The following is a 13462-nucleotide window of genomic DNA, read 5'->3' on the forward strand; positions in this document are numbered from 1 at the left end:
ACTTTCTCCTCAAATCTTCATTTCTGAAAACTCCCCGCATTCTGAAAAGCCGTAGGAGCGGTAGAAACCCTCGTTTTCATCCTGAGCGCGCAGAATAAAAATCCTTCTGTCCGGCAACTGGGAAATCAGCGCCGAAAGCGTTTCATGCCCCAGGCCTCTTCTTCGATGTTCAGGGTCTACGCAGACCGCCGACAGCACGGCCGTCTGTTCCGTCCGGGTGGAACAGATCGCGCAGGAAACCAGCCTGTCCCCCTGACGGATTCCCGCCGTCACGGCGGTATCGTGACGGATGCGGTGGGACATATCCATATAGAACGGCTCAAACTCCGGCGGCGTAAAGCTTTCCGAAGCGCAGGCCGAAAGGAGCGCGTGAATGTCGCGCAGGCTGGGGTTCGTTTCAAACAGGAACCGCGGCTGTACGGGCGAAGCATTGTCATACATCATGATCTGCCCGCGCTTTGTAACCGGGAACCCGATTTTCCCCGCCGCCGCGGAGGCGCAGAGCAAACGTTCCGCGCCCGTCATACGGATAAAATCGGCCAGCTCCTCAAAATCCGCTTCCCCGGCGTCCAGAATCACCGTATCGTCCAGCTTGCACAGCAGCGTACCGGTTTCCTCCTGCACCCAGAACTGGGCGAACGGCTCGTTCAGGCCGTAAGCCTGTGCGGTGGAAAGAATCTGACACCCGAGCGCCGTAGAGCCGAACGGGGAAAGAGCCTCTTCATATTCTACTTTTTTAATCATCTTGTTCCTCGCCCGCAATCCTGTCCGCAAGCTCACAAACAAGCTTCTGCGCGGAAATGAAATCCTCCTGTGATATCAGGCTCACCGCGGAGTGCAGATACCTGCATGGGAGGGAAACCGCAACGGTTCTTACCCCGCCGCGGGAAACGTGGATGGCTCCGGCGTCGTTTCCGCCCGCGACAGCCCGTTTCGGCTGACAGCTCGCTTCGGCCTTTTTCGCCGCCTGAAACGCCATCTGATAGTATTCCTTATCGTAAATCGTACGCTTGTCCATGAAGGAAATCACCGCGCCGCCGCCGACGCAGCAGACCCGGTTTTCTTTATCCACCCCGGCCACATCCGCCGCCGTGGTGCTTTCCAGAACGATCGCCGCCTGCGGCTCCACCGCAAAGGCCGCCGTCCGGGAACCCGTCAGACCGGTTTCCTCCTGTACGGCAAACACAAAATACAGATCGTATTTCAGCTCGCTCTGAATCATATGGATCATCATGGCGCACCCGGCCCGGTCGTCGAGCGCGCGGCTCTTGATCATGCCGTGGGACGTGTCGAAAACGGAGTCGAAGGTGACCGGGTCCCCGGGGGTGACATACCGCTCCGCTTCTTCCCGGTCCTTAGCGCCGATATCGATATACAATTCCTTCACCGGCACGGATTTTTCCTTTTCTTCCCCTTCCAGAAGATGAATCGGCTTCGCGCCGATCACCCCGCCGACCTCCGCGCCGACTGTGACCGGCCTGCCGCAGAGGACGCGGCGGTCTATGCCGCCGACGGTGTCAAACTTCAAAAGACCGTCGTCCATAATATCGGTCACGATCATGCCGACCTCATCCATATGGGCGTTCAGCATTAGCTTGGTTTTGGGGCGTTTCGCGCCCTTTTTAAAGACAATGAGGCTGCCGAGCGGAGTGGTTTCAATGCTCGTGGCGTACGGCCGGATTTCCTCCAGAACGATCTTCCGTACTTCATCCTCCTGTCCGGAAATGCCGCGCGCCGTGCACAGGCGCTCCAAAAGCTTCCAGTCCATCACTCCACCCCCTTGATGTATTCCGCGATCAGCCGGGCGGTATCTTCCAGATCCGTAAGGTCGACGACCTCGACCGGCGTGTGCATGTACCGGAGCGGGATAGAGATCAGCTCCGCCTTCACGCCCCGGCGCGTTGCCGCGATCTCGTCGGAATTGGTTCCCGTCGAGCCGCCCATTACGTCGAGCTTATAGGGAATCCCGTTCCTCTTCGCCGTTTCGATCATCCCGTCGACCATTTCACGGTCGAGCAGGGGCGCGATGCCGATCATCGGGCCGCCGCCCAGCTTCCCGCATTTTTCCGGCGGGACATGCGGCTGTTCGGCAAAGCTGACGTCTACGATCACCGCATGGGTCGGGTTGACGGAATAAGCGCCCGTCAAAGCGCCCTGACCGCCGACCTCCTCCCTGCTGCTGAAAAGAATGGTGACTTCACAGCCAAGGTCGCAGCCGGAAAGCAGCTGCGCGCAGCGGATCAGCGCGGCGACGCCCGCGCGGTCGTCCAGCCCGGGGGCGGTTACCCGCGTGCCCAGAAGGTTTTTCGGCGCGGCGTGGAACAGAATCCGGTCGCCCGGGCGAATCAGCTTTTCCGCCTCTTCCCGGGAAAGCCCCGCGTCCACCGCCATTTTCTCCACCGGAAGCACCTTGTCCTCGCTGCCGTCCGAAAGGTGGGGCGGCGTGCAGCAGACAATGCCGGTCAGCACTTCTTTGCCGTAAATGGTGACCGGGCTGCCCGGCATTACGCGGCGGTCCACCCCGCCGCTGCGGTCAACCCGGATAAATCCGTGTTTATCAATATTGGTCACGATCAGTCCGATCTGATCGATATGCGCGTCGAGCAGAATATGCTTTTCCGCGCCGGGCTTCCCCATTTTCGCAATCACGTTGCCCATTTTGTCAATGCGGGCCTGTGTATATGGGGAAAGCTCTTCCACCGCTGTTTTCGCCGCGGCATTTTCGTCCCCCGGTGTGCCGGGAGCCGCGCAGAGACGAAAAACAAGCCTCTTCAGTTCATCCATGGTATTCACTCCGTTATCTGCTATATTCCTGACTGGTCAGTTTTTTACTGTGTTGATCTATGTAAAGGGAAAACGGCCGGATTACAGCCGTTCCACCAGTTTTTTGAATTCCTCTCCGCGCGTTTCGTAGTTCGGGAACATGTCGAAGCTGGCGCAGGCCGGCGAAAGGGATACAATGTCGCCCGGCACCGCCTCGGCCCGGCAGGCCTCAACCGCTTCTTCCAGCGACTGCACCCGGATGATCTTCGGGCCGCCCTCCCGGTAGTTCGGCGACGCCTTGACGCTCTGCTCGATTTTGTCCGCGGTCGCGCCCATCAGCACCAGCGTCTTTACGCTGTCCACAACGGCGGGGCCGAAGGAGTCAAACGGAATTTTTTTGTCGTAGCCGCCCGCGATCAGAAGGATCTTGCGGTCGAAAAGCTTCAGCGTTCCGTTCGCCGTGCGGCTCGGGGTGGTTCCGATGGAATCGTTGTAGTATTTCACGCCGTCCAGCTCCCGCACAAATTCGTTGCGGTGCTCTACTCCGGAAAAGGTGCGCGCGGTCTGAACCATCGCGTCCGGACCGACGGTCCCCCACAGGGCGCAGACGGCGGCAAGGTAGTTTTCTATATTGTGGCCCCCGGGGATCCGGATCTCCGAGGCGCTCATCACGGGGATATCCTTCCCATCCAGCGACAGAATGATTTCATTTTGATCGTTAAGCCACGCGCCGCGCGCGCATCTGCCCCGGCGGCTGAACATCAGCTTGTCCCCGCGGACGTCCTTTGCGAAGCCGGCCGTAATTTCATAGTCGGCGTTGAGCACCGCGCGCCCGAAGGCGTTCTGGTGCAGGAGGATATTCTTTTTCGCGTCGATATATTCCTGCATGTCCTTATGCATGTCCAGATGGTTCGGGGTGACGTTGGTCACCACGGCGACGTCCGGGCTGCGGCGCATGGAAATCAGCTGGAAGCTGGAAAGCTCCACCACCGCCACGTCGTCGGGATGAATGCTTTCTATTTCAGGCAGAAGGGGATTGCCGATGTTTCCGCCCAGATGGACGGTTTTTCCGGCCGCTTTGAGCATTTCGGAAAGGATGGTGGTCGTGGTGGTTTTTCCGTCGCTGCCGGTCACCGCGAAAATTTTACAGGGGCACAGATCGAAAAAAACTTCCATTTCAGAGGTGACCGCCGAGCCGCGCTCACGGGCGGCGTTCAGCTCGGGCAGATAATATTTCATGCCGGGCGTACGGAAAATGATGTCTTCGTCAAGATTTTCCAGATAGCCCTCCCCCAGCTTCAGCGTGACGCCCAGTTCTTTCAGCTCACCGGCTGTTTCGCCCAGCTTTTCCTCCGTCCGCCGGTCGCGGGCCGTTACGGCCGCGCCGTGCTGCGCAAAGATTTTGATCAGCGGCAGATTGCTTCCGCCGATGCCGCAGAAGGCCACTCTCTTTCCCTGTATCGAACTGTAAAATTTCTGAATATCCATAAATGCCTCCGGCTTGTTTTTCAGTCACAGCAATTTTCTTTTCCGGTTTTTTTTCCGTAATATCGGTACTGCAATACTACCTATTATACTTTCGCCCACAAAAAATAGCAAGTAATGGCAAAGAAAAACGGCCTGCCGCCGCACACGGCAAGGGAAATCATCCCTCCGCGGCGCGGAGGAAAGCACGGAAAAGGTCCTCGCTCTCCGGCCCGGATAAATACTCCGGATGCCACTGCACCCCCAGAAAAAACCGCTTCTCCGGCATCCAGACGCACTCCGCCAGTCCGTCCGCCGAGTGGGCGGCGCACCGGAGCGGAGGTGCAAGGTCCTTGACCGCCTGATGGTGCATGCTGTTGACCATCATTTCCGTCTTATGAAGGATGGCGCAAAGCGGGCTTTCCTTTTCAATGACAATGCCGTGCACCCCCACATCATAGGGAGGCTTCTGACAGTGGGCGACCGGCAGGCCCTGTACCTGCGCCGGGATATCCTGATAAAGGCTGCCGCCGAGCGCCACGTTCATCAGCTGGATGCCCCTGCAGATGCCCAGCACGGGCTTGTCGAGCTTTACGGCCCGATTCAGCAGAAGGATTTCAAACCGGTCGCGCCGCAGATCGATCGCCCCGCAAAAACGCAGCGTTTCTTCGCCGAACAGCGAAGGGTGTACGTCCGGCCCGCCGGTAAACAGAAATCCGTCGCACAGTCCGGCCAGCGCGGCAATGTCCTCTTCCCCGCCCGTCAGCGGCAGGACCAGCGGCACGCCGCCCGCTTCCTCAACGGCGCGCAGATAGTTCGGGCGCATCCAGAACCGCTCCTGCTCCGTATCGTAAAGCGGCGTTAAGCCGATGACCGGTTTTGCCATAAAAATTCCTCCCGCTTTTGATTTTTTTTATGATACCACAGGCGCAAAGCGCCGTTGTGGTATCTTTATAAATTGGCGAAGCGGATATAATAATCGCTTGCGATTATTATATCATGTTGATTCCGCCTCAAACCGAAAAATCTGTATATTTTTGCCTCACGTGTAAAAAATACCGTCATGGGGTGAAAAATGATGAATAAAAAAAGAATTATCTCGCTGATCGCCGTGGTTGCGCTGATTGTAACGCTCGGAGCGACGACTGCAATGGGTTATGTTTCCGCAAACAAATATAAAATGAATCTGGAATACAACTACAAGCGTGCCGTAGGCGACCTGAGCGGCTGTGTCTCCAACATTGAGACCGCGCTGAACAAGGCCTCCTACGCAAATACGTCAACCCAGCAGAACGGGCTGGCCGCCAAGCTGATGAGAGAATCCAGCATGGCGAAATCCGCGCTGGCGGTGCTGCCGGTCACCGACCATTCGCTGGACAACGTGACCAAATTTATTACTCAGGTCGGCGATTTCGCCATGACGCTGTCCACCAAAATTTCTTCCGGACAGAAGATCGGCGAAGAGGACTATAAGACCATGAGCCAGCTGGAAAAATACGCCAAAACGCTGCAGTCCGGCCTGCAGAACGTAAAGACCGATATCCAGTCCGACCAGCTTTCCAGCGAGTTCAAGAAAACCTCGGAGGACTTTACCGATTTTCCCTCGCTGATTTACGACGGCCCGTTCTCCGACCACATCAGCCAGATGAAGCCGATGCTGACCGAGGGGCGCGAACAGATCGCCCAGGGCAACGCCCAGAATATCGCGGCGGAATTTCTGGGGGTCACGCAGGACAAGCTTGCGCATACGCAGGACACGGCGGGAAATCTGCCCACCTATAATTTCACCGCAAACAACGGCGGTATCCGCATCTGTGTGACAAAGGCGGGCGGGTTTGTCTCCAGCATGGAGAATTCTCGCGACGTGACCGCCGAAAACCTCAGCTACGAGGACGCGTCCAAAAAAGCCGCCGCCTTTTTGAAGGGCCGGGGCATTTCGAATATGAAGCAGAGCTACTACGTCATCAACGACGGCGTCTGCACGATCAACTACGCCTATTATAAAGACGATATTATCTACTACCCCGATCTGATCAAAATTTCCGTCGCGCTGGACGACGGAGAAATCGTACTGTTCAATTCTACGGGCTATATCATGAACCACCACGACCGTACGGTAGCCGCGAAAATCACCGCCGACCAGGCGCAGGCTTCCGTCAGTAAAAAGCTGACGGTCAAAAAAAGAGGGCTGGCTTTGATTCCAACCCCCGGTCTGAGCGAAGTGCTCACCTATGAATTTGTATGCAGCGGACAGAATAACGAACAGGTTCTGGTCTATATCAACGCAACCACCGGACTGGAGGAACAGATTCTGATCATGCAGATTTCCGACAGCGGGATGCTGACCAAATAGCTCTTATTTTCCGCCCATCAGGCTGACCAGCACGGCTTTCTGCGCGTGCAGACGGTTTTCAGCCTCGTCAAAAATTTCCTTCGCATGCTTTTCAAACATTTCCGCAGTGATTTCTTCGCCGCGGTGCGCGGGCAGACAGTGCTGGACAATGGCGTCGCTCTTGGCGGCGGACATGATGTCCTCATTGATCTGGAAGCCCCTGAACGCATCGCGGCGTTTTTGCGCTTCCTCCTCCTGTCCCATGGAGGCCCACACGTCGGTAATCACCACGTCGGCGCCCTTTGCGGCTTCCTTCGGGTCGGTGGTCATGCTGAACGCGGGATGCGTGACCGCAAAATCGAGGACCGCGGCGGCCGGCCGGTATTCCTTCGGACAGGCGACGGCAACCTCCATCTTCATTTTCAGTCCGCCCACAATCAGCGAATTCATCATATTGTTCCCGTCGCCGATGTAGCACAGCTTCAGCCCGTCAAGGCTGCCCTTGTACTCGCGGATGGTCATCAGGTCGGCCAGCACCTGGCACGGGTGGGAAAAGTCGGTCAGGCCGTTGATGATCGGGATCGTGCCGTTTTGCGCCAGCGCTTCGACCTCCGACTGCTTGAAGGTGCGGATCATGATGCCGTCCAGATAGCGGGAAAGCACGCGGGCGGTGTCCTGTACCGGCTCGCCGCGGCCGATCTGAAGATCCTTCGCAGAAAGGAAAATCGGCAGCCCGCCCAGCTGGTACATACCGACTTCAAAGGAAACACGGGTCCTGGTGGAAGCCTTCTCAAAGATCATTCCCAGCGTTTTCCCCGCCAGATGCCGGTGTTCAATGCCGTGCTTCTGCTCGTATTTGAGCTGGTCGGCAAGGTTCAGAACAGAGGTGATGTCCTCGCTGGTCAGGTCAAGCATTTTCAGCAGATGTTTCATAGTTGCCCTCCTAAAAATCAAATGTTACAGCATTTCCAGTTAATTCTGCAACCAAGGTTGTGGTTCTCCCCCGCCTTCGGCGGGGGAGAACCGTGTTTTATCTCGCAAACTGAAATGGAATTGCCGTAGTTTACCGTTTTTCTATCTTCCTTTATTCCAGGGTCCGGATCACTTTTTGCAGGACCGCGAGACCCTTGTCAATATCTTCATAGGTAATCGTCAGAGGCGGCAGGAAGCGGAGCAGCTCTTTTGCCGTCAGGACCAAAAGGCCGTTTTCTGCGCATTTCTGCGCGGCCTCTTTGGCGCTCCCCTTTTTCAGCTTCGCGCCGAGCATCAAGCCCAGCCCGCGGACGAACTCGATTTCCTCCATGGCGGAAAGCTTTTCCGTAAGGTACGCGCCCTTTTCACGTACCTCCTGTAAAAAGTCCCTGTTGCCGACCACGTCCAGCACCGCGAGCGCTCCCGCGCAGACGACCGGGTTCCCGCCGAAGGTGGAACCGTGCGAACCGGCGTCCATCACCCCGCCGAGGCGTTCGGTGCAGAGGCACGCGCCGATCGGCAGCCCGCCGCCGAGTCCCTTCGCGCTGGTCAGGATATCCGGCATGATCCCGTAATTCTGGAAGCAGTAAAGCTTCCCCGTACGGCCCACGCCCGTCTGCACCTCGTCGACGATGAGCAGGATATCCCGCTCCCCGCAGAACGCGGCCAGTTCCTTTACAAAGCCGGCTTCCAGCGGCAAAACGCCGCCCTCTCCCTGCACCAGCTCGATCATCACCGCGCACGTGTCCCCCGACACGTTTTCCTTTACGCTGTCCATACTGGGAAACGCGTAGGAAAAGCCCTGTGTCAGCGGAGTGAATTTTTCGTGGAACGCGTCCTGCCCGGTCGCCGCCAGCGTGGTGAGCGTGCGGCCGTGAAACGAATTTTGCAGGGTGACGATCCGGTACCGGTTTTTTCCGTATTTATCGGCGGCGTACTTCCGTGCCGTTTTGACCGCGCATTCGTTTGCCTCCGCGCCGGAATTCCCGAAAAAGACCTTTGAAAACCCGGTCAGGGTGCAAAGCTTTTCCGCCAGCTTTGTCTGCATGGGCTGATAGTATAAATTGGAGGTATGCTGCAATGTCGCCGCCTGCTTCGCGACGGCCCGCGTCCACCGTTCGTCACAGTAGCCCAGCGAATTGACGCCGATTCCGCTTGTAAAATCGATATACTCTTTTCCGTCACAGTCCACCGCGGTCGCGCCGTGGCCGGAAACAAGCGCCACGGGGAACCGCCCGTAGGTCTGCATAAGATACCTGTGGTCCTGCTCCTGAATTTCTTCCAAGGTCATTTCTGTCACCCCTATTATTACATTTCCGTCTAAACGGCATTCTCCAGTCGTTCGATCAATCAGCAGAACATCGTGCCGATGCCCTCGTCTGAAAAAAGCTCGATCAGAATGGAGTGCGGGATACGCCCGTCGATGATGTGCGCCCGGCTTACGCCCCGCCGCACGGCTTCGACGCAGCAGTCGATTTTCGGGATCATGCCCCCGCTGATAATGCCCTGATTCTGCAGCTTCGGCACGTCGCTGACGTTGACGACCGGAATCAGGGTGCTTTCGTCTTCCTTATCGCTGAGAAGCCCTTTGATGTCCGTCATCAGGATCAGCTTGATCGCGCCCATTTCCGCCGCGATGCGCGCCGCGGCGATATCCGCGTTGATATTGTATACTTCCCCGTTTTCGCCGCCGGCGACGGTCGCCACGATCGGCACATAGCCGTTTGCCGTGGTCTGGGAAACGATTTCGGTGTTCACTTCGGTAATTTCGCCCACGAAGCCGAGGTCCTCCCCCGCCGCGAGCTTTTTCGCCTTCATCATGCCGCCGTCCAGCCCGCAAAGGCCGATGGCCCGGCCGTTGTGCCGTTCCAGAAGCTGAACGAGGTCCTTGTTGACCTTGCCCGCCAGCACCATCTGCACAACGTCCACGGTTTCCGCGTCGGTCACGCGCAGCCCGCCGACAAAACGGCTTTCCTTGCCGATCTTTTTGAGCATCGCGCTGATTTCCGGCCCTCCGCCGTGCACCAGCACCACGTTGATGCCGACGAGCTGCATCAGAACGATATCGCTCATGACCGCGTCCTTCAGGTCTTCGTTCACCATGGCGTTCCCGCCGTATTTTACAACGACCGTCCTGCCCGCGTATTTCTGTATATACGGCAGGGCCTGAACCAGAACCCGCGCCCGGTCCGCATTGCTGATATCCATACTGTTCCTTCCTCCGTCCGCGTTCCTCAGCTCCGGTAATCCCCGTTGATTTTTACATAGTCGTAGGTGAGGTCGCAGCCAAACGCACAGGCATGGAACTCTCCGCCGTTCAGCGCCACATCCACATTGATTTCATCCTGCGTCAGGATTTTCTTCGCCTCATCCTCGTCAAAATCGATTCCCGCGCCGTTTTTACAAACCTCTATGCGGCCCGCCTTCGATTCAAACGCAACGTCCACCAAGCTTACGTCCACATCCGCGTCCGCGTAACCGATCGCGCACAAAACGCGTCCCCAGTTCGCGTCCGCGCCGAACATCGCCGCCTTGAACAGGCTGGAGCAAATAACGCTTTTGGCAACCAGCCGCGCGTCCTTTTCGCTTCTTGCTCCCGTTACCCGGCAGACCAGCAGCTTGGTCGCGCCCTCGCCGTCCTTTGCGACTTTTCTCGCAAGCGCGGTGCAAAGGGCGGTCAGCCCCTGCACAAAAAGGCGGTAATCTTCGGATTCCCCCGTGATTTCCCCGTTCCCGGCGAGACCGGAAGCAAGGACGGCGGTCATGTCGTTGGTGGAGGTATCGCCGTCGACGCTGACCATATTGAAGCTGACGTGCACCGCTTCCTTCAAAGCGGCGTTCAGCGCACAGGCCGAAATCGCGGCGTCCGTGGTCAGAAAGCAGAGCATGGTCGCCATATTCGGATGAATCATGCCGGAGCCCTTCGCAATACCGCCGATACGGACGGGCTTTCCATCGATATTCAGCTCGACCGCCAGATTTTTCATTTCGGTGTCCGTCGTCATAATCGCCCGGGCGGCGTCCCCGGAGCCGGTGGGTGAAAGCGCCTTTGCCAGCGCGGGAGCGGCCTGTTCGATCGGCTCGATCGGCAGCACCTGGCCGATGACCCCGGTGGAGGCGACGACCACGTCCTGCGGCGCGATTCCCAGTTCCTTCGCAGCGATTTCGCACATCCTCCACGCCTTTTCCTCGCCGTCGGCGTTGCAGGTATTGGCGTTGCCCGAATTGCAAATCACCGCCTGCGCTCTGCCGTCGGCGATATTTTTCCGCGTCACCGCAACCGGCGCGCCCTTGACTAAATTCTGCGTATAGACGGCCGCGGCGGAACACGGAACCTTTGCATAAATCATCGCAAGATCCGGCTTTGATTTATTTTTGCGGATTCCGCTGTAAATCCCCGCTGCGGTAAACCCCTGTGCGGCGGTAACGCCGCCCTCGATCCATTCCATTTTCACTATCCCCTTAAAATGCCGGGGGCAATGCTTTCAGCCCGGCTGTTTCCTCTATTCCAAACGCAAGATTCATATTCTGGACCGCCTGCCCCGCCGCGCCCTTGACCATATTGTCGATCGCCGAGATGGCGATCAGCGTCCCGGTACGGAAATCGGCGTGGAGCGAAATATCGCAGAAATTGGAATATCGCACATTTTTGATGTCCGCCTCTATGCCCTGCGGCAGCAGCCGGATAAAATATTCCGAATCGTACGCGTCATGATAAGCTTTTTGTATCTGTTCCATGGTTGCTCCCGCGGCCAGCTTCGCGTAGCAGGTGGCGAGAATCCCCCGGTTGACCGGCAGCAGATGCGGCACAAAGGTCAGCTTGACCGGCGCACCCGCCACATGGGAAAGGCTCTGCTCCATCTCCGGCGTATGGCGGTGACAGGCGACCTTATAGGCGCTCATGCCCTCGTTCAGCTCCGGGTAATGGGTGTTCTGGCTCGGTTTTCTGCCCGCGCCGGTCACGCCGCTTTTGCAGTCGGCAATGATGCCGTCCTTTTGTATCAGGCCGTTTTTCAAAGCAGGCGCAAGTGCGAGCGGCACCGCGGTGGTGTAGCAGCCGGGGTTCGCGATGATTTTTTTGCCCCTGATCTGTTCCCGGAAAAGCTCCGGCAGGGCGTAAACGGCGAGCTCGTGAAGGTCGGGATGCAGGAACGTCCCGCCGTACCACTCGCGGTAATCCTCTTCGTTTTCCAGCCGGAAATCCGCGCCGAGGTCGATAAAGACCTTTCCTTTTGCGAAGCATTCCGCGGCCAGCTCCTGTGAAAGGCCGTGGGGCAGCGCGGCAAAAACCGCGTCGCTTTTTTCAACGACCTCGCTCTGGGTGCCGCAGACCAGGTCGCATACGCCGCGGTAAGCCGGGTAGACGTCCGAAAGGGCCTGCCCTTCGAAGCTGACCGAGCTGACCGCGGAAAGCTCCGCCTGCGGGTGACCGCTCAGCAGCCGGCAGAGCTCCGCGCCCGCGTAGCCCGTCGCGCCGACCACGCCCGCCCGGATCATGGCTGCACCTCCAGCTTTTTCAGTACCCTTTCCGCCTGTGCGCGCACATTTTCCGGAGCCGGGCCGCCCAGCACCTTCCTGCCGTTCACGCAGTTTTCCAGCGAAATCGCGTCAAAGATCCCGCCGTCGAACAGCCCGCTGAATTCTTTGTACTTTTCAAGCGGCACGGTTTCGAGCGTCAGCCCGTTTTCAATGCAGTACGCCACCAGCTCGCCGGTCACTTTATACGCGTCGCGGAAGGGCATTCCCTTTCCGACCAGATAATCGGCGCAGTCGGTCGCGTTGATAAAGCCCTTCGCCGCCGCTTTCCGCATATTCTGAGGCAGCACCCGCATGGTGTCCACCATCGGGATAAAGGCGGTCAGGCACATATGCAGGGTGTCCACCGCGTCGAAAATCGCTTCCTTATCCTCCTGCATATCCTTGTTGTACGCAAGGGGAAGGCCCTTCATCATGGTCAGCAGCGTGGTCAGGTCGCCGATGGCGCGCCCGCTCTTGCCGCGGACCAGCTCCGCGATATCGGGGTTCTTTTTCTGCGGCATAATGCTGGAACCGGTGGAAAACGCGTCGTCCAGCTCCACAAACTTAAATTCCCACGAGCACCAGAGGATGATTTCCTCCGAAAACCGGGAAAGGTGCACCATGGCGATGGCGATGTCCGCGGCAAGCTCCATGCAGAAATCCCGGTCGGAAACTCCGTCAAGGCTGTTGTTCGTCGCCCCGGAAAAGCCCAAAAGGGAGGCGGTCATTTCGCGGTCCAGCGGATAGGTGGTCCCCGCCAGAGCGCCGGAACCGAGCGGGCATTCGTCCATGCGCTTTCCGGTGTCCTCCAGACGGGACAGGTCGCGCTGGAACATTTCCGCGTAGGCCAGAAGATGATGCCCGAAGGTAATGGGCTGCGCGCGCTGCATGTGGGTGTAGCCCGGCATGACCACGCCGCTGTTTTCCAGCGCCTTTTTACACAGCACGCCGATCAGCTCTTTGATCTGCCCATGCAGCAGGGCGCACTGTTTTTTCAGATACAGCTTCACATCCACCGCAACCTGGTCGTTCCGGCTGCGCGCGGTGTGCAGCCGTTTTCCCGCGGCTCCCAGCCGCGCGGTCAGTTCGCCCTCCACAAAGGTGTGGATATCCTCGGCTTCCCCGTCGATGGAAAGCGTTCCGTTTTCGATCTCCGCGAGGATTTTTTTCAGTTCCGCACAGATTTTTTCGCTCTCCGCCGCGTCGATTACCCCGCAGGCTCCGAGCATGGTCGCGTGGGCAATGCTGCCCTCTATATCTTCCCTTGCCATCCGGCTGTCAAAGGAAATGGATGAATTAAAATCATTGGTTTTCTGATCGAGTTCCTTATGGAATCTTCCCGCCCACAGCTTCAAGTCACACACACTCCGTTTATTGAAATGTGGGGCAGACCGTATGCCTGCCCCAAAATGG

12 protein-coding genes are annotated in these 13462 nt (G+C 57.9%); 1 reads left to right on the forward strand and 11 read right to left on the reverse strand.

The genetic code is table 11. The features are described from left to right. Positions 1–9: 9 nt before the first annotated feature. From ACRQU7_RS17895 to ACRQU7_RS17915, 5 genes are all read right to left on the reverse strand, one after another. The gene (locus tag ACRQU7_RS17895; RefSeq protein WP_444642357.1) at positions 10–744 is read right to left on the reverse strand and encodes a GNAT family N-acetyltransferase; all 735 of its coding nucleotides are present in this window, start codon (positions 742–744) and stop codon (positions 10–12) included. Then, positions 737–1768 carry a M42 family metallopeptidase gene (locus ACRQU7_RS17900; protein ID WP_444642359.1) on the reverse strand — a complete coding sequence of 344 codons (1032 nt, stop codon included), beginning with the start codon at positions 1766–1768 and terminating at the stop codon, positions 737–739. Before ACRQU7_RS17900 ends, ACRQU7_RS17895 begins: the two co-directional genes overlap by 8 nt. Next, a complete protein-coding gene (locus tag ACRQU7_RS17905; RefSeq protein ID WP_444642361.1) occupies positions 1768–2784 on the reverse strand; it encodes a M42 family metallopeptidase in 1017 nt (338 codons plus the stop codon). The genes ACRQU7_RS17900 and ACRQU7_RS17905 overlap by 1 nt, the downstream gene beginning before the upstream one ends. A gap of 81 nt (positions 2785–2865) precedes the next feature. Continuing rightward, the gene (murD, locus tag ACRQU7_RS17910; protein ID WP_444642363.1) at positions 2866–4251 is read right to left on the reverse strand and encodes a UDP-N-acetylmuramoyl-L-alanine--D-glutamate ligase; all 1386 of its coding nucleotides are present in this window, start codon (positions 4249–4251) and stop codon (positions 2866–2868) included. 157 nt (positions 4252–4408) lie between these two features. Next, positions 4409–5113: a gamma-glutamyl-gamma-aminobutyrate hydrolase family protein gene (locus ACRQU7_RS17915; RefSeq protein ID WP_444642365.1), complete on the reverse strand. Its 705-nt coding sequence runs from the start codon at positions 5111–5113 to the stop codon at positions 4409–4411. Positions 5114–5305: 192 nt separating this feature from the next. Between ACRQU7_RS17915 and ACRQU7_RS17920 the strand changes: the two genes are divergently transcribed. Next, positions 5306–6580 (forward strand): PepSY1/2 domain-containing protein, encoded by a 1275-nt coding sequence (locus ACRQU7_RS17920; protein ID WP_444642367.1) that lies wholly within the window; start codon positions 5306–5308, stop codon positions 6578–6580. A 3-nt stretch (positions 6581–6583) separates the two neighbouring features. On the opposite strand, the gene argF is transcribed toward ACRQU7_RS17920, so the two are convergent. The 6 genes from argF to argH form a co-directional block, all read right to left on the reverse strand. After that, positions 6584–7492, reverse strand: a complete 909-nt coding sequence (argF, locus tag ACRQU7_RS17925) for an ornithine carbamoyltransferase (protein WP_444642369.1) — start codon at positions 7490–7492, stop codon at positions 6584–6586. Positions 7493–7643: 151 nt separating this feature from the next. Beyond that, positions 7644–8822 (reverse strand): aspartate aminotransferase family protein, encoded by a 1179-nt coding sequence (locus ACRQU7_RS17930; protein ID WP_444642371.1) that lies wholly within the window; start codon positions 8820–8822, stop codon positions 7644–7646. A gap of 59 nt (positions 8823–8881) precedes the next feature. Then, entirely contained in the window at positions 8882–9739 is an 858-nt protein-coding gene (gene argB / locus ACRQU7_RS17935) for an acetylglutamate kinase (RefSeq protein WP_444642373.1), read from the reverse strand. 26 nt (positions 9740–9765) lie between these two features. Continuing rightward, entirely contained in the window at positions 9766–10980 is a 1215-nt protein-coding gene (argJ, locus tag ACRQU7_RS17940) for a bifunctional glutamate N-acetyltransferase/amino-acid acetyltransferase ArgJ (protein WP_444642375.1), read from the reverse strand. A gap of 13 nt (positions 10981–10993) precedes the next feature. Then, positions 10994–12028, reverse strand: a complete 1035-nt coding sequence (gene argC, locus ACRQU7_RS17945) for an N-acetyl-gamma-glutamyl-phosphate reductase (RefSeq protein ID WP_444642377.1) — start codon at positions 12026–12028, stop codon at positions 10994–10996. Then, a complete protein-coding gene (gene argH / locus ACRQU7_RS17950) occupies positions 12025–13404 on the reverse strand; it encodes an argininosuccinate lyase (protein ID WP_444642379.1) in 1380 nt (459 codons plus the stop codon). Before argH ends, argC begins: the two co-directional genes overlap by 4 nt. Positions 13405–13462: the final 58 nt, after the last annotated feature.

The sequence above is a fragment of the Caproiciproducens puteiluti genome, from assembly GCF_052442865.1.
Classification (GTDB): domain Bacteria; phylum Bacillota; class Clostridia; order Oscillospirales; family Acutalibacteraceae; genus Caproiciproducens.